The following is a 16947-nucleotide window of genomic DNA, read 5'->3' on the forward strand; positions in this document are numbered from 1 at the left end:
CCCAAACGATGCCGCAGCAACCCACCATTGAAAATCTCAAGGCGCTGACCAGCCTGCGATTTTTTGCCGCAATGATGATTGTGGTCTTGCACGGGTCCAACAGCCTTGCATGGCCATGGTTGCGCGGTGCGCCTTTGGCGCTTGCGCAGGGCGTCAGTTTCTTTTTCGTCCTGTCCGGGTTCATCCTGACGCATGTCTATGGCGATCGCCCGCCAGGGTCGATCTCGACGTTCATGCGCGCAAGGGTTGCGAGACTTTGGCCGGTACATGTCGTCGGCATCGTCTTGCTGGTTGTCAGCGTGGCGCCGGACTCGATCACATTCGACGGTCCCGGCATCTTCAACAAGTGGGTGGTGCTCGGCGTTAATGCGATGCTCGTGCACTCGGTTTTCCCATTTCTGGCGTACACGTTCTCGTGGAACTCCGTGTCGTGGAGCATCTCGACAGAGATGTTCTTCTATCTGGCGTTTCCGTTCCTGCTGGTCAACATCGAGCGCACTTGGCACTGGAAGCTCTTGGGCGCCGCTGTGTTGGCGGTGGGTCTGATCGCAGCGCTTCGCATCGCAGAGGTGCCGATCGAAAGCGGTGACTTCAATCGGTTCACGGCGGCATATGCGACTTACCCGAACCCGTTGATGCGTGGGTTCGAGTTTGTGCTTGGCATGTCGACCAACGTGCTGTGGAGGAGGTATCTGAGCCATCAGTCCAGATCGCTGTGGTGGTGGACGGCCGTTGAAGTGATCGCGCTCGCTGTTTGCACATGGTGGATGCTGACAGGCTTCTACGCGGTGCAACAACAGTTCCCGAGCCCGTGGTTCAACCTGTTTTTTCAGCCGGCCGGATCGTGCTGGGCTTTTGCATTGGCGATCGGGTGTCTTGCCTCCGGTCGCGGCCTGGTCGGGCGATTGCTGTCCTTGCGCCCGTTCGTATTTCTTGGCGAGATCAGCTTCTCCATCTACATGCTGCATCTCATCCTGATCAAGGCATTCGTGACCACGTTCGCATGGCCGGGCGTTCCCGAGTTTGTCTACTTCAGTGTGCTCCTCGTGCTGGCGACGACGGTCTATCTGCTCGTCGAAAAGCCTGCCCAGCGGCTGCTGCGTGGCGGAAGCAAGGCCGAGACATTGCATCCGCCGATTGCAGAACGAGCAGCAGCCAAGTAGAGCGCCATCGAAGCATGAGAGAAACCTACCTTGACGGCCTGCGCGGCTGGGCGGCGCTCGTTGTCGTCTTGTGCCACGCGGGGGAGATCTTCTGGCCGACATGGCGTCCCGGCTTCTATCCTCTTCTCACCGACGGTTCATTCTCGGTGTTCATCTTTTTCGTTCTCTCCGGCTACGTGTTGAGCGTGGGATTCTTTCGGACCGGTGAGCGACGCGCAGTCGTCGACCTGGCGCTTCGACGCTATCCGCGGCTCACCGTGCCGATCTTCGCGGCGTCGTGTCTGGCCATGGTGTTGATGGCTCTCGGGTGGATGCGCAACATCCCGGCGAGCAAGGTGACAGGAAGCGAGGGCTGGCTGCCGATCGTCTACTCCTTCACCCCCACGGTGGCGGATGTGCTGCACTTTTCCTTCTGGAGGGTGTACGTCGATGGCTCGCCGGCAAGCTCCTACGATGCGCCGCTTTGGACCATGCCCGTCGAGATGCAAGGTTCGATCCTTGTCTTCGCTGCGCTGCTTGTCATGGGGCGGGGGCCCGTGCTGCAAGGCGTCATTCATGTGGCGCTGCTCGCGATCACCGGATGGCTTGCATCTCCGTTCGTGGCGATGGCCGCAGGCGCCGCGATTGCGAATTTCACGCAGCTCGACATGCATCGGAAGCTAAGCGGGTCGAAGGCCGCGCCCTTGGTGTCGTGGGCTTTGCTGATCGGCGCGATCGTCTTCGCCGCGGTGCGGCCAAGTGACTTCGGGCCCGTGTGGCTCACGCTCTGCAGTGCCGGGCTGCTCTATGGCGTGTTGCTCAACGGGGGATTTCAGCGGGCACTTTCGTTGCCGATATCCAGGTGGCTCGGCCAGGTCTCCTTCTCGATGTACCTGCTGCACGTTCCGGTGCTCTGCAGCTTCACATCGTGGGCTTATCTGGCGTTGGGTCGGGGAGACAAGCTTTCGAGCAGCGGGACCGTTGTGCTGCTGTGCGCAACAGTCGCCCTTTGTCTTGTCACTGCCGCCCTGTTCCACTCGGTGGAAAGATGGGGCATCGCTCTAGGACGCCGCTTTTCGTGGGCAGTCCTTCGCGCCGTCTAGTCGCGGAACGTCTTCGATTCGCGGCGCGTCGCGGTCATCCGCGTGTTGCTCCCTGATCCGGAGCGACCCCTGGAGCTTCTCGACACGTCGCTCAGGATGGATTCATCAGCGACTGCAGCTGCTTGTACATCGCAGCGTTGGTCGCTTTCAGGTTTTCGGTGTCGTGATGCAGGCGATCCCACTCATGTTGCCAATTCTTCGCCTGTTGCTCATGCCATTTCGCACTTTCCAATGCGCCTCCGGCATTGTCTGCAACGACCCGGTCCGCATGCCAGAGCTGGGTCAGGCGCTTCACCAGATTGAAACTGTAGGCATGCTTGACCAGCGTAGGCAGTGCCAGAATGCGGTCGGCAGTCACGTTGAATGAGTGGACGACGTTGTACGCAAGATTGATGCAGGTCTCCTCGTCGGCAAGGCCGGCGGGCGAAGGCCGTGTCATTGCCTCGAGAAGCTGGCTCACGCGAGCGAAGACCGCAGGATCGCGAGCGGCGACGCCGATGTAGGTCGAGCTGTACCCGGCGATATCGGACTCGAATCCAGTGAATTGATGGTCCGGAAATTCCTTGAACAAGGCCTCCAGCCCCTTGACCGTGGGGTAGTAGACATGCTCGTACGAGGATTCGAGCCAATCCTTGTTGTTCCTTGTGTACGACATCAGCGGGACCTCGAAGATGAGGACACCGTCGGGTCGAAGGGATTTCAGGGAAACATCGAATGCGCCCCTGAAATCGTTCACGTGCTCGAAGGTTGCGATCGACGTGATGAAGTCGAAACTGCCGTGCGTTTGATTGCTGACTGCGGGATCGAACACATCGGAGGCAATGACGGCCACGCCTTTTTGTTGGGCCACGCTGGCTGCGGCCGCATTGACCTCGATCCCGAAGCGTTCGTAGTCGCCGTTCAGGCTTCGGAGCAAATGGCCGTTGGCACAGCCGATGTCCAGAATCCGGCCCGCGGGTGAGATCGCCTCCAGCATCAGCTTGACCCACAGCAGGCTGTGATCCGCCGTGAACTCGTAGTCGTGGTAACCGACCTCGTCCGCGTTGCTCGCGCCGTAGTACGTGTCTTCATAGAAGACGCTCGTATCTTCGGGAACCACTTCGACGACCCCCATGTCGCAGTTCTCGCAGAACAGGACATTGCGCCCATCACCCCGTGTCAATGAGCGGCCCACACGGACAGACGCGCAAACGTTGCACTTGAAATGCATATTCATTCAATCCTTGGGGGCGCAAGATGGGGGTAATCATCATATTCGTTGAATGCCCGAGGGGTCTACGGAGACCGATGTGAGTCAAGGCGTTTGCAGCCGTACTCCCTCAGCTTTCGACGATTCGGCCGTGCTCCAGGTGAATCACGCGATTGCACTCCTTGGCAATCAGCTCGGGCGAGTGCGATGCCAACACCAGGATGCCCGACTTGGAGACCACGTCGCGCATCCGCTTCTCTGCCTTCTCGGTGAAGGCGGCGTCGCCCACCGACAGCCATTCATCCATCAGCAGGATGTCGGCCTCGACGCTGGTCGAAATGGAGAACGCCAGCCGCATCATCATGCCGGTCGAGTAGGTGCGAACGGGCATGTTGACGTACTCGCCCAGGCCGCTGAATTCGCAGATGTCGGGCGTGAGCCGGTCGACCTCTTTCTTGCTCATGCCCATCACGAGGCCGCGCAGCATGATGTTCTCGATGCCGGTGGCGTCCATCTCGATGCCCAGTGCGGGATCGATCAGGCTGGCCACGGAGCCCTGGCGCGTGAACTCGCCCGACGACGGTTCATAGACGCCCGCCAGCGTGCGCAGCAGCGTGGATTTGCCCGCGCCGTTGTGGCCGATCAGGCCCAGCCGGTCGCCGCTCTTGAGTTCGAGGTTGAGGCCGCTGAGCGCCTGCACCACGGTGACGCCGGTTTCCTTGCCGAAGCGCCCGCCGGTGACGGAGGCCGCCAGCGTCTTCTTGAGTGACACCGAGCCTGCCCCGTAGATGGGGAAGCTGACCGAAACGTTCTTGAGTGAAATGGATGCCATGGATCAGAGCCAGTAAACGACGCGGCGGCGGTATTTGACGAACATCACGCTCGCGGCGGTCAGGCACAACACGGTCCACAGACCGATACCGATCCAGCTCTCGAGGTGGGCCACGCCGCCCATCAGCGGCGTGCGCAACAGGTCGAGCATCTGCGCGAAGGGGTTCCACAGCACGTACTTGGCGCGGCCCGGGAGGTTCTCGGGAAGCCAGAAAACAGGGGTGAGGAACATCAGCATCTGCATGATGCTGGTGATGATCTGGGTCACGTCGCGGTAGCGGGTGCAGATGAGGCCCAGCAGCAGGCCGAGCGCATGGGCGTTGACGATGAGGATCAGGAAGGCCGGAATGACCAGGAGAACCGACCACGACAGCGAGACGCCGGCCCACAGGGCGACGGGGATGTACAGCACGATCTGGTGGGCGAACTGGATCAGGTTGCGTCCCAGGCCTCGCCACACGAAGAGGCTGATGGGAAAGTAGCCCTGCTTCAGGTAGTTGGAGGCGCCGACGAAGGCGTTGCAGGCATCGGTGACGATCGCGGAGAAGAAACCCCAGAAGATCACGCCGAGCGCCAGGTGCGGGAAGAACTTGTCCAGCTGGGTGCCGAAGAGCGAGGCATACAGCGGGCCCATGCCGCCGATCATGATGCCCATGCTCAGCGTGAGCCACAGCGGCCCCAGCATGGAGCGGCGATAGCGCAGCACTACGTCGAACCAGGCCAGCGTCCACCAGATGTCGGTGCGGCGGGTGCCTTCCCACCAGTCGGCCAGGGCGCTTCGATGGAGATTGGAATGAACTTGGCTCATGCGTGTGCGTCAGTGTCTTTGTCTGCCATGCGGATGCCGATGTGCAGGGTCAGGTTCCCACCGCCGCGTGAAACGGCGATGAGCAAAAGCGCTTCGTGGCCGAGGGGGTCAAGCGGGATTTCTTGGAGGGCTATGGCCGTAAGGGCCGGGACGGTGCTCGTGCGAGCCCGCGCATTTTATTCAGAGTATCAACTGAGAGATAATTTTACCGGCTCCGGTTCCCCTGCAATTCGTAACCATGGAAGAGCCCACCGCTCCCCCGATCGGACGGGCTGCGGCTGCCATCGGCAGCATGCCCGACAGAAAAACGATCCACCCATGCGCAATCCCCGTCCTCTCGAAGTCTCCGTCGCCCTGTGCACCTACAACGGCGCCCGCTTCCTGCGCGAGCAGGTGCGCAGCATCTGCCTGCAGACCCGGCCGCCGATAGAGATCGTGCTGTCCGACGACGCCTCGCGCGACGGCTCGGTCGATGTCGTGCGCGCCACGGTGGCCGAATGCGCGGCGGAGCGCCCCGGGCCGCCCATCGCCCTGCGGGTCTTCGAGAACCCCGTGGCCCTGCGGGTCGTCAAGAATTTCGAGCAGGCCATCTCGGCCTGCACCGGCGACCTGATCGCGCTGAGCGACCAGGACGACGTGTGGATGCCCGACCGGCTGGAGCGGATGGTGGCGCCTTTCGTGCAGGACGACAACTTGTGGCTGCTGCACACCGACGCGCGCCTCGTGGATTCCCAAGGCCGCGACCTGGGCAACACGCTGTTCCATGCGCTCGAGGTCACGCCGTCCGAAATCGAGCGGATCCACACAGGCCGAGCCTTCGACGTGTTTCTGCGCCGCAACCTCGTGACCGGCGCCACCACGGTTTTCCGTCGTACGCTGCTCGCCGATGCGCTGCCGCTGCCCGTCGAATGGGTGCACGATGAATGGCTGGGGATCGTCGCGTCGACGACGTCGCGGGTCGACCTGCTGGAAGAGTCCCTCATCGAATACCGCCAGCACGAATCCAACCAGATCGGCGCCCGCCGCGACACCTTCAAGGAAAAGGTGCGCAAGGCGCTCGCCTCGCGGGGCAACACGCACGTCGAGCGCGCGATCAAGGCCGAGCTGTTGCTGGAGCGTCTACTCCAGCTCGGCGATCGCGTGCCCCCCGAGATCATCGACAAGGTGCGCAGCAAGATCGTGCACCAGCGCTTCCGCGCCGGCTTGCCCGCCTCGCGCCTGGCCCGGTGCGTGCCGATCCTGCGCGAGGCCATGACCGGTCGCTACGACAAGTTCGGCCGCGGGGTGCGCGGCGTGGTCCGCGATCTTTTCGAATCTGTCTGACACAACAACAATGAACCCAACCAACGTCCCCGCGAACCCTTCCCCGCCCGGCGAGCCGATGGCCTGGCCGAACGTCGTGGTCATCATTCCGTTCTACAACGGCGCCGATTTCATCGAGCGCTCGGTGAAGAGCGTGTTCGAGCAGTCGGTGCCCGCACACGAGGTGATCGTGGTCAACGACGGCTCGCGTCCGGAGGAGCGCGCCGCGCTCGACGGGCTGGCGGCCCGCTACCCGTTCCGCATCCTCGACAAGGAGAACGGCGGCCAGGGCTCGGCGCGCAATGCGGGCGTGGCGGCGTCGACCTCCGAGTACATCTGCTTCCTGGACCAGGACGACTTCTACCTGCCGAACCACATCGAGACGCTGGTGTCGTCGATCCCGTGGGACGACCGCCTGTTCGGCTACATCTACGCCGACCTGTACGAAGCGGACGGCGACGGCAACGTGATTCGCACGGGCGTCATCAAGGACCACGCACAGCATCCGAAGCGCAGCATCTTCGACCTGCTGCGCTACGACATGTTCGTGCTGCCCTCGGCCGCGCTCGTGAGCCGCAAGGCCTTCGACGCGGTGGGCGGCTTCGACTCGCAGTTCATGGGCTACGAGGACGACGACCTGTTCCTGCGCATCTTCCGCAAGGGCTACAGCAATCACTTCGTGGACAAGGCGGTGACGGTCTGGTGCATCCACACGGCCAGCACCTCGTTCGGCATCCGCATGGTGCGCAGCCGCTTCAAGTACTTCAAGAAGCTGCTGCAGATGTTCCCCGACGAGCACCAGCGTGGCCGCTACTACCTGCGCGAATACCTGATGCCGCGCTTCCAGCTGTTCTTCGTGAACGAGGCGATCGAGGCCATCAAGAAGGACGACCAGTACCGCGGCGAGATGACGGCGGTGCTCGACGACTACGCGGCCATCGTCTTCGCGAACCCGTATGTGGGCCGCAAGAAGAAGCTGCGGTTGTGGATCACGCTGTTCCTGCTGCGCCGGAGCACGCCGGGCATGGTGCGCTTCATCGGCGCGCTGACGAAGTTGCCGGGCATCCGCAGCCTGCGCAAGGTCTACAAGTCCTGATGCGCGCCGCGGCGGCCCGCAGGCCGCCGCAGCCTGGTCCTCAGCGGGCCGGCGCCGACGTCATCGCCGGGTCCATGTAGGTGGCGTGCGTGCGCACGTACTCGGCGCGCAGGTGGCCCGCGTCCTTGTAGATCGGCGTGGCGTCGGCATCGGCGCGGGTGCACCAGTCCTTCTGGCACAGGGTCGGGATCGGGTCGATCACGATGGCGCCGCTGCGCTGCGCGATCTGCCGCATGCGCTCGTGCAGCGCCTTCTGCCTCGCGTCCCAGGGAGCGGTGGGCGACATCTTGCCCACTTGCATGTCGCCCAGGCGGCCGCCCTTGATGAACTCCTCGGGGCCGAAGCCCTCGCCGACCGGGTTGTCCAGCAGCAGGTAGACCTGCTTGTGCTTGGCCAACGTGGTCAGCACGGTCTCGAGCATGTTGAGCGAGAAGTCCACGCCGCCGCCGCCCATGAAGCGCCGCTTGTCCTTGCCGTCGAAGAAGTAGTAGCGGTCGGCCGCTGCGTTCTCTGCGTTGGGCTTCCCGGTCTCGGAGAAGTAGCAGTTCCAGCAGCCGCCGAAGACGACGGCGTCGAACCGGTCGCTCATGGCCAGCCGCATGCCGCCGTCGCGGCGTTCGCCGCAGAGGTTGTTCTGCTCGTCGACCACGTTGGGAATCGGCGGGCAGGCGCCCCAGGTCACGAAGGAGAGCGAATCGAGCGTGCCCGGCGAGGTCTTGGAGAGCTCGACGGCGCGCGGCCCGTACTGCTCGACGTGGCTGTCCCCGAAGAACAGCACCCGCCGCTTGCCCTGCCCGATCTGCTGCAGCACCTCGCCGTCGACCTTGATCGGGCTCAGGCCGTCCGGGTAGGCCCAGTCCTTGGCAGCCGCGGCGGTCTTGTTGAAGTACGGATCGCTGTGGCGGCCCACGTAGTAGCGCGTGGTCGCCAGCAGGCCGAGCACGACGAAGCCGATCATCACGGCCACCAGCCCCGCCGTCACCGTCGGGTTCTCGCTGCGGCGCGTGTAGCGCTCGACGAACCGGTAGGTCAGCCACGCGAGCACGAACGACGCCACCAGCATCAGCGCGCGGATGCCGTCCGATGGCAGCTTGCCCTCGAGGATGCGCGCATAGGCCAGCAGCGGCCAGTGCCAGAGGTAGAGCGGGTAACTGATCAGCCCGACCCAGACCATCGGCTTGGACGCGAGCACATAGCGGTTGAGCACGCCGCTCGGTCCGGCGGCGATGCAGAAGAAGGCGCCTACCGACGGCAGGATGGCCCAGAACCCGGGGAAGGCCTTGCCGCCGCGGATGTAGCACAGGCCCAGCACGATCAGCACGAGGCCGGCGATCGACTGCGCGTGGCGGCTCCAGCCTGGCTTCGGTGGCGGGCGGTGGAGCCGCGCGTAGGCCAGCATGCCGCCGATCATCAGTTCCCAGAAGCGCGACAGCGGCGAATAGAACGCGGCCGTGCGGTGGCTGTGGATGGTCGTCACGTTGAGCAGGAACGACATCGCCGCCACCGTGCCGAGCACCGCGAGCATGCGCCACTTGCGCTTCCAGGCCAGGCCCAGCAGCACGGGCCAGAAGATGTAGAACTGCTCTTCGATGGCCAGCGACCACAGGTGCAAAAGCGGCTTGGTCTCGGCGGCGTTGTCGAAGTAGCCGGCCTCGCTCCAGAAGGCGAAGTTCGAGACAAAGCCTGCGCCCGCGGCCACGTGCTTGCCCAGCTGTTCCCATTCGTGCGGCAGCAGGGCGAACCAGCCGAAAGCCATGGTGGCCAGCAGCACCAGCGCCAGCGCCGGGAAGATGCGCTTCACGCGGCGCGCATAGAACTCGCGGTAGCTGAAGCCGTCGCCCTGGAAGCTGCCCAGGATGATGGTGGTGATCAGGAAGCCCGAGATGACGAAGAAGATGTCGACACCGATGAAGCCGCCCTTGATCCACTGCGGGAACGCGTGGTAGCCGAGCACCGAGAGCACCGCGACCGCGCGCAGCCCGTCGATGTCCGGGCGGTATTTCGGGTGAACCAGGTGGGCGTGTTCGGGGAGGGAGGTCGGGCTGCTCGTGGTCGTCATCGTCGGTGCTGAAAGCGGCGCTAGCGGGCTTTTCGTGCGGGCTTTTCGGCCCCGATTGTCCTCGCAAACGCCGGCGTGCCTTTTTCAGGCGGCGGCGCGCTGCAGCCGCCAGTAGCGCCAGAAAGCGCCCGACAGCCACACCTTGAGCAGGCTGGTCACGTGCCAGTACAGGTACTTCTTGCTGCGGTGGCTGGCGCGCTGGGCGTCGTGGCGCGCGCGCAGGTCTTCGGTCACCTGGAGCTTCCAGCCGGCCAGCCGGGTGCGGGCGCAGATGTCGAAGTCTTCCCCGTACATGAAGAAGCGCTCGTCGAAGCCGCCGATCTTGCGGTAGGCCTCGCTGCGAAACAGCATGAACAGGCCGGGAATCCAGGCCGGCACGGCCGGCGGCTGGTAGCCGGGTTTCTTGCGGCCCAGGATCTCGAAGGGGGTCAGCAGCGCGCGGTGCGGCTCGGGCTCGGGCCGGCCCGACTCCAGGATGCGCGGCGTCATCAGGCCGGCATCGGGCGCGGCCTGGGCGAGCATCGGGGCGAGCACGTCGGCGTCGAAGCGGATGTCGGGGTTGAGCACCAGGAACCAGGGCGTGTCGCAGTGCGCGAAGGCCTGGTTGTGGTTGGCGCCGAAGCCCAGGGGCGCCGCGTTCTCGATGCGCTCGATGGCGAAACCCCACTGTCGTCCTGCGAGCAGGTCGGCCTCGGGAATGTTCAGCGTGAGCACGACCTTGGCGATCGAGCCTCGGCTGTGGCGGTCGAGCTGCTCGAGCAGCGGCAGCACCAGCGCGAGCTGGCCGTGGCTCACGATCGACAGGGTGACCGGGGCGTGGGGTGAAGAAGGGGGCGTGGGCATGGTCTAATTTCGCTCGGGAATTCTAGGGTTCCCCCAACCCCACTCATGATTGCCCTGATCATCCTCAGTTTCTTCGTCTCCGCCATCGCGGTGCAGCTGTTCATGCGCCGCGCGCGCAGACACGCACGCCGCTACGGCGCCGACATGCCCCAGCGTTTCCACAAGGGCCACGTGCCGCGCCTGGGCGGGGCCGGCATCATGCTCGGCATGAGCGCGGCCTGGCTGGGCGCCGGCCTGATCGAGCCGCTGAACATCGCCTGGCCGCTCAAGTCCTCGATGCTCACGCTGGTGTGCATCCTGCCCGCCGTGCTCGGCGGCATCGTCGAAGACGTGACCCAGCAGGTCAAGGTGCGCTACCGGCTGGGCCTGACCATCGGCTCGGCGCTGCTGGTGTGCTGGGTGCAAGGGCTGGGCGTGGCGCGCACCGGCTTCGAGACGCTCGACGGCTGGCTGGCGCTGCTGCCCTATGCCTCGCTGGTCTTCGCGGCCCTGGCCATCGGCGGCCTGCCGCATGCCTTCAACATCATCGACGGCTACAACGGCCTGGCCGGCACCGTGGCCGTGCTCGTGTGCCTGGCGATCTCGCACGTCGCGCTGCAGCTGGGCGACCGGCAGCTGGCGGCGATGGTGATCTGCCTGGTCGGCGCCACCTTCGGCTTCCTGGTCTGGAACTACCCGCGCGGCAAGATCTTCGCCGGCGACGGCGGCGCCTACGTCTGGGGCATGGTGATCGCCGTGGCCTGCGTGACGCTGGTGCAGCGCCACCGCGTGGTGTCGCCGTGGTTCCCGATGCTGCTCCTGATCTACCCGGTGTGGGAGACGCTGTTCTCCATCTACCGCAAGCTGGCCCGGGGCCAGTCGCCGGGCACGGCCGACGCGCTGCACTTCCACCAGCTGATCTTCCGGCGCATCGTGCGCGTGGCCTTCGCGGACGACGAGGCGCGCCAGCTGCTGGCGCGCAACAACCGCACCTCGCCCTATTTGTGGATGTTCGCCGCGCTGTCGGTGGTGCCCGCGGTGCTGTTCTGGAACAACACCTTCGTGCTGATGCTGTTCTGCCTTCTGTTCGTCACGACCTACGTCGGGGCGTACCTGATGATCGTGCGCTTCAAGGTCCCGCGCTGGCTGCGGCCCTGACCGCCGGCACCGCCTTGTTGCGAGAATTCTTCCCATCGTCCACCGCTTTGGAGCCTGACCGCCCATGACCGACCCCGTCCTCAACATCCCTCCGCGCGACAAGGCCGAGATCCTGGCCCAGGCGCTGCCGTACATCCGCAAGTTCCACGGCAAGACCATCGTCATCAAGTACGGCGGCAACGCCATGACCGACCCGGCGCTGCAGGCCGACTTCGCCGAAGACGTGGTGCTGCTCAAGCTGGTCGGCATGAACCCGGTGGTGGTGCACGGCGGCGGCCCGCAGATCGAGGCCGCGCTGAACAAGCTGGGCAAGAAGGGCAGCTTCGTGCAGGGCATGCGCGTGACCGACGCCGAGACCATGGAAGTCGTCGAATGGGTGCTGGCCGGCGAGGTGCAGCAGGACATCGTGGGCCTGATCAACCAGGCCGGCGGCAAGGCCGTGGGCCTCACGGGGCGCGACGGCGGCCTCATTCGCGCGCAAAAGCTCAAGCTGGCCGACCGCACCGACCCGAACGTGCACCACGACGTGGGCCAGGTCGGCGACATCGTCTCCATCGACCCCAGCGTGGTCAAGGCACTGCAGGACGACGCCTTCATTCCCGTCGTGAGCCCGATCGGCTTCGGCGAGGAGAACGAGAGCTACAACATCAACGCCGACGTCGTCGCCGGCAAGCTGGCCACGGTGCTCAAGGCCGAGAAGCTCATGCTGCTGACGAACACGCCCGGCGTGCTCGACAAGAACGGCAACCTGCTCACCAACCTGAGCGCGCGCGAAATCGACGACCTGTTCGCCGACGGCACCATCTCGGGCGGCATGCTGCCCAAGATCGAAGGCGCGCTCGACGCGGCCAAGAGCGGCGTGAACGCGGTGCACATCATCGACGGCCGCGTGCCGCACGCGATGCTGCTCGAGATCCTGACCGACCAGGCCTACGGCACGATGATCCGGGCGCGCTGAGCGCCCTGCGCGTGCCTTCCTGCGGCGGAAGGCGCGCGCTCACTGCGCTGTGCGAGAATCAATTGATTACATCTTTGCACGCGCTCCCATGCAGAACGAAGAGACAGCTGCCCCCGGCGTAGAGACCCCAGCCGACACGCCCGCCGCCGCACCGACGCGCAAGCGCCCCAAGCCGGGCGAGCGGCGCGTGCAGATCCTGCAGGCGCTGGCCGCCATGCTGGAGCAGCCCGGTGCCGAGCGGGTCACCACCGCCGCGCTGGCCGCGCGGCTCGAGGTGAGCGAGGCGGCCCTGTACCGCCACTTCGCGAGCAAGGCCCAGATGTTCGAGGGCCTCATCGACTTCATCGAGCAGAGCGTCTTCACGCTGGTCAACCAGATCCTCGAGCGCGAAGGCGCCACCGGCAGCCAGCAGGCGGCCCGCATCCTCGTGCTGCTCGTGCAGTTCGCCGAGCGCAACCCCGGTATGACGCGCGTCATGGTCGGCGATGCGCTGGTGTTCGAGAACGAGCGTCTGCAGCAGCGCATGAACCAGTTCTTCGACAAGATCGAGGCCACGCTGCGCCAGGTGCTGCGCGGCGCGGCCGCCGCCGACGGCTCGGCCACGCCCAGCGTCGACGCCCAGGTGCGCGCCGCGGCGCTCACGGCCTTCGTGGTGGGGCAGCTGCAGCGCTTTGCGCGCTCGGGTTTCCGCCGCGCGCCGTCGGAACACCTGGAAGCCACGATCGCCCTGATCGTTTGATGGCCTTGCCGGCAAGGCCGGCGCCGTAACGCTGAACTCGACGCGGCCCCTTGCGGCGCGTACGATCGATTTCCTCCCTTGCCGCCACGCGGTGCCGCGGTGACAAGCCCGTTTCGCATGACCTCTGGATCGGAGGCTCGCATGAGTGCTTGTCCTTCCCGCCTTTGCTGGCCTTCCGGCGCGCGCCATGCCTGACGCCGCCGCCGCCCGCCCGGCCCCTCTCCTGCACGCCGTCGCGCTCACCGCCGTCGCCATGGTCGCGTTCGCGGCCAACTCGCTGCTGTGCAGGCTCGCGCTGCAGCACGGCGGCATCGACCCGGCCAGCTTCGGCAGCATCCGGCTCGCGTCCGGGGCGATCACGTTGGCGCTCGTCGTGCGCTTCCGGGCGCAGCCGTCCGCCCTCGGGCACACCGGCTGGCTCCCGGCCGTCATGCTGTTCGCGTACGTCGCGTTCTTCTCCTTCGCCTACCTCAGTCTCCCGGCGGGCACGGGCGCGCTGATCCTCTTCGGCGCGGTGCAGCTCACGATGCTGGGCGCGGGGTTGGGCGGCGGCGAGCGCTTCGGGGTGCTCGCATGGTGCGGCTTTGTCCTTGCGGCGGCCGGCCTTGTCTACCTGGTGTCGCCGGGCGTCGCCGCGCCGCCGCTGCTGGGCGCCGTGCTGATGGCGGTGGCGGGCGTGGCGTGGGGCGTGTATTCGCTGCGCGGCCGGGGCGTGGCCGATCCGCTGGCTGCGACCGCGCGCAACTTCCTGCGCGCCGTGCCGCTGGCCCTGGCACTGAGCCTGGTGTTCGCCACGCGCGCGCACGCCGATGCGCGCGGCGTCGCGCTGGCCGTCGCCTCCGGTGCGCTGACCTCGGGGCTCGGCTACGTGGTCTGGTACGCGGCGCTGGGCCGCCTGTCGGCCTTGCGGGCGGCCACGGTGCAACTGTCGGTGCCGCTCCTGGCGGCGTTCGGCGGCGTGCTGTTCCTGTCGGAAGCGATCACGCCGCGGCTGGCGCTCGCCTCGGTGGCGATCCTCGGCGGCATCGCGCTGGTGCTGAGCCAGAAGTCGCGCCAGGCGGCGCGGCGCTAGGCGACGGCCACGCCCACCTTGGCGCCGGCGGCGACGATCTCGCCCCAGGTCGCGTCATCGACCCACACGCCGTCGCGCCGGCGTGCCGCGCGCGCCTGGCGCTCCGGCTCGCCCGCGATCTGTACGGCCTCGAAGCCCTGGCCCGGTGGGCTTTGCCGCAGCCAGCCGATGAACTCGCGTGCCTCCTCGTCGAAGGCTTTCTGCGTGCCGAGCTTCGCGGGGTCGATCAGCACCGTCAGCATGCCGTTGAGCACCGTGCGCGCCGTGTCCGCCGGCCGGTGCCAGGTGCCGCCACCCGTGAGCGCGCCGCCCAGCAACTCGCAGGCCACGGCCATGCCGTAGCCCTTGTGCTCGCCGAAGGTCATGAGCGCGCCGAACAGGCCGTTGCCCTGCGGCACCACGACCACGCCCGGATCGTTGGTGGGCGCGCCGCGTTCGTCGATGAGGTAGCCGTCGGGCACCTGCTCGCCCTTGTTGTGGGCCACGCGCATCTTGCCCTGCGCCACGCGGCTGGTCGCGTAGTCGAGCACGAAGGGCTCGGCGCCCGCCAGCGGAATGCCGATGCAGCACGGGTTGGTGCCGAAGCGCCCGTCGCCGCCGCCCCAGGGCGCCACCACGGGCCGCGAGAGCACGTTGACGAAGTGCATCGCCACCAGCCCCTGCGCCGTCGCCATCTCGGCGAAATGGCCGATGCGCCCCAGGTGGTGCGCGTTCGCGAGCGTGAAGATGCAGCTGCCGTGCTGCTTCGCGCGCGCGATGCCGAGCTCCATCGCCTGCACGCCGACGATCTGCCCGTAGCCGTGCTGGCCGTCCAGGCCCATCAGCGTGCCGATGTCGAGATTGACCTTCACGGCGGCGTTGGGCACGAGGCCGCCTTCGGCCACCGCATCGATGTAGCGCGGCAGCATGCCTACGCCGTGCGAGTCGTGCCCGCTCAGGTTGGCCAGCACGAGGTTGGCGGCCACCTGCTGCGCTTCGGCGGCGCTGCTGCCCGCCGCTTCGAGGATGCGGGCGACGTTGGCTTGCAGGCCGTCGGCCGGCAGGGTTCTGGACATGGATCAGGCTCCTCGTGCGTTCAATGGGATGGCGTGGCCGATGGGCGGGCGGGCGGGCAGGGGCTGCATGGGCCTCACATCACCGCGCCGACTTGCCAGGGCACGAACTCGTTCTGCCCGTAGCCGTGCTGCTCGCTCTTCGAGTGCGCACCCGAGGCCGTGGCCAGCACCAGCTCGAAGATGCGCTGGCCCATCTCCGCAATCGAGGCCGTGCCGTCGACGATCTCGCCGCAGTTGATGTCCATGTCTTCTTCCTGCCGCTGCCACAGCGCCGAGTTGGTCGCCAGCTTGAGCGAGGGCGAGGGCGCGCAGCCATAGGCCGAGCCGCGACCGGTCGTGAAGCAGATCAGGTTCGCGCCGCCCGCCACCTGGCCCGTGGCGCTCACCGGGTCGTAGCCCGGCGTGTCCATGTAGACGAAGCCATGCGCGGTCACGGGCTCCGCGTACTCGTACACCGCCTCGAGGTTGCTCGTGCCGCCCTTGGCGACCGCGCCCAGTGATTTTTCGAGGATGGTCGTGAGCCCGCCCGCCTTGTTGCCGGGCGAGGGGTTGTTGTTCATCTCGCCTTCGTTGATCTCTGTGTAGTGCTCCCACCACTTGATGCGGTCCACGAGCTTCTGGCCGACCTCGCGCTTCACCGCGCGGCGCGTGAGCAGGTGCTCGGCGCCGTACACCTCGGGCGTTTCGCTCAGGATGGCCGTGCCGCCGTGCGCCACCAGCAGGTCGACCGCCGCACCGAGCGCCGGGTTCGCGCTGATGCCCGAGTAGCCGTCGGAGCCGCCGCACTGCAGCCCGATGGTGATGTGCGCCGCGCTGCACGGCTCGCGCTTCACTGCGTTGGCGCGCGGCAGCATTTCATTGATGAGCGCCACGCCTTTCTCGACCGTCTTGCGCGTGCCGCCCGTGTCCTGGATGTTGAAGGTGCGGAAGTTCTCGCCCTCGGCCAGGTGGCCGGTCGCGAGCCAGGCGTTGATCTGGTTGGCTTCGCAGCCGAGCCCCACCACCAGCACGCCCGCGAAGTTCGGGTGCGTGGCGTAGCCCGTGAGCGTGCGCTCCAGGATCTGCATGCCCATGCCCTGCGTGTCCATGCCGCAGCCCGTGCCGTGCGTGAGCGCGACCACGCCGTCGACATTCGGAAACGCCGCCAGCGCCTGCGGATTCGTCTTGCGAGAGAAGTGGTCGGCAATCGCGCGCGCGGCCGTGGCCGAGCAGTTCACGCTGGTCAGCACGCCGATGTAGTTGCGCGTGGCCACGCGGCCATCGGCGCGCTTGATGCCCATGAAGGTGGCCTCGCGTTTTGCGGGCGCGGGCTTCACGTCGGCGCCGAAGGCGTAGTCGCGTTCGAAGTCGCCCTTGTCGGGGCCCATGTCCAGGTTCTGCGTGTGCACGTGCTCGCCGGCGGCAATGGGCTTGCTCGCGAAGCCGATGATCTGGTTGTAGCGGCGCACCGGTTCGCCCTGCGCGATGGCGCGCATGGCGACCTTGTGGCCCGGCGGGATCAGGCCGCGCACGGCCACGTTCTCGACGAGCGTGCCGCCCAGCAGTTGCGAGCGCGCGATGACGACGTCGTCGGCGGGATGGAGTCGGATGTAGGGGGTCATCGTGGGTATCGT

Annotated in this window: 15 protein-coding genes; 8 read left to right on the forward strand and 7 right to left on the reverse strand. The window is 66.3% G+C overall.

All coding sequences use genetic code 11. From position 1 onward, the window contains the following. Window positions 1-8 precede the first annotated feature (8 nt). Together AC07O4_RS25765 and AC07O4_RS25770 are read left to right on the forward strand one after the other, a co-directional pair. Window positions 9-1163, forward strand: a complete 1155-nt coding sequence (locus AC07O4_RS25765; protein ID WP_495306013.1) for an acyltransferase family protein — start codon at window positions 9-11, stop codon at window positions 1161-1163. Between the two features lie 14 nt (window positions 1164-1177). Next, on the forward strand, window positions 1178-2245 hold the full coding sequence (locus AC07O4_RS25770) for an acyltransferase family protein (RefSeq protein WP_495306014.1): 1068 nt from the start codon (window positions 1178-1180) through the stop codon (window positions 2243-2245). Window positions 2246-2336: 91 nt separating this feature from the next. Here the strand turns inward: AC07O4_RS25770 and AC07O4_RS25775 are convergent, their stop codons facing one another. From AC07O4_RS25775 to AC07O4_RS25785, 3 genes are all read right to left on the reverse strand, one after another. After that, complete coding sequence (locus tag AC07O4_RS25775) at window positions 2337-3461, reverse strand: class I SAM-dependent methyltransferase (RefSeq protein ID WP_495306015.1); 1125 nt, start codon at window positions 3459-3461, stop codon at window positions 2337-2339. A gap of 103 nt (window positions 3462-3564) precedes the next feature. After that, window positions 3565-4266 carry an ABC transporter ATP-binding protein gene (locus tag AC07O4_RS25780; RefSeq protein ID WP_492733766.1) on the reverse strand — a complete coding sequence of 234 codons (702 nt, stop codon included), beginning with the start codon at window positions 4264-4266 and terminating at the stop codon, window positions 3565-3567. A gap of 3 nt (window positions 4267-4269) precedes the next feature. Next, window positions 4270-5073 (reverse strand): ABC transporter permease, encoded by an 804-nt coding sequence (locus AC07O4_RS25785; protein WP_492686368.1) that lies wholly within the window; start codon window positions 5071-5073, stop codon window positions 4270-4272. Between the two features lie 318 nt (window positions 5074-5391). Here AC07O4_RS25785 and AC07O4_RS25790 point away from each other — a divergent pair, with 318 nt between their 5' ends. Both AC07O4_RS25790 and AC07O4_RS25795 read left to right on the forward strand, forming a co-directional pair. Then, entirely contained in the window at window positions 5392-6396 is a 1005-nt protein-coding gene (locus tag AC07O4_RS25790; RefSeq protein ID WP_495306016.1) for a glycosyltransferase family 2 protein, read from the forward strand. Between the two features lie 10 nt (window positions 6397-6406). Beyond that, entirely contained in the window at window positions 6407-7471 is a 1065-nt protein-coding gene (locus tag AC07O4_RS25795; protein ID WP_159273766.1) for a glycosyltransferase family 2 protein, read from the forward strand. 40 nt (window positions 7472-7511) lie between these two features. On the opposite strand, the gene AC07O4_RS25800 is transcribed toward AC07O4_RS25795, so the two are convergent. Both AC07O4_RS25800 and AC07O4_RS25805 read right to left on the reverse strand, forming a co-directional pair. Then, on the reverse strand, window positions 7512-9530 hold the full coding sequence (locus tag AC07O4_RS25800; protein WP_495306017.1) for an acyltransferase family protein: 2019 nt from the start codon (window positions 9528-9530) through the stop codon (window positions 7512-7514). Window positions 9531-9614: 84 nt separating this feature from the next. After that, window positions 9615-10373, reverse strand: coding sequence for a glycosyltransferase family 2 protein (locus AC07O4_RS25805; protein WP_495306018.1), 759 nt, complete (start codon window positions 10371-10373; stop codon window positions 9615-9617). 45 nt (window positions 10374-10418) lie between these two features. Between AC07O4_RS25805 and AC07O4_RS25810 the strand changes: the two genes are divergently transcribed. From AC07O4_RS25810 to AC07O4_RS25825, 4 genes are all read left to right on the forward strand, one after another. Next, entirely contained in the window at window positions 10419-11510 is a 1092-nt protein-coding gene (locus AC07O4_RS25810; protein WP_062471143.1) for a glycosyltransferase family 4 protein, read from the forward strand. 64 nt (window positions 11511-11574) lie between these two features. Continuing rightward, window positions 11575-12468, forward strand: a complete 894-nt coding sequence (argB, locus tag AC07O4_RS25815; RefSeq protein ID WP_062471140.1) for an acetylglutamate kinase — start codon at window positions 11575-11577, stop codon at window positions 12466-12468. An 88-nt stretch (window positions 12469-12556) separates the two neighbouring features. Then, complete coding sequence (gene slmA, locus AC07O4_RS25820) at window positions 12557-13207, forward strand: nucleoid occlusion factor SlmA (protein ID WP_062471138.1); 651 nt, start codon at window positions 12557-12559, stop codon at window positions 13205-13207. Between the two features lie 187 nt (window positions 13208-13394). Further along, window positions 13395-14279 carry a DMT family transporter gene (locus AC07O4_RS25825; protein WP_495306019.1) on the forward strand — a complete coding sequence of 295 codons (885 nt, stop codon included), beginning with the start codon at window positions 13395-13397 and terminating at the stop codon, window positions 14277-14279. Here AC07O4_RS25825 and AC07O4_RS25830 read toward each other — a convergent pair. Then, window positions 14276-15334 (reverse strand): malate/lactate/ureidoglycolate dehydrogenase, encoded by a 1059-nt coding sequence (locus tag AC07O4_RS25830; RefSeq protein ID WP_495269004.1) that lies wholly within the window; start codon window positions 15332-15334, stop codon window positions 14276-14278. The genes AC07O4_RS25825 and AC07O4_RS25830 overlap by 4 nt on opposite strands. A gap of 74 nt (window positions 15335-15408) precedes the next feature. Then, window positions 15409-16935: a UxaA family hydrolase gene (locus AC07O4_RS25835; protein ID WP_307582846.1), complete on the reverse strand. Its 1527-nt coding sequence runs from the start codon at window positions 16933-16935 to the stop codon at window positions 15409-15411. Window positions 16936-16947: the final 12 nt, after the last annotated feature.

The organism is Variovorax sp. GW821-FHT09D04, from assembly GCF_059416405.1.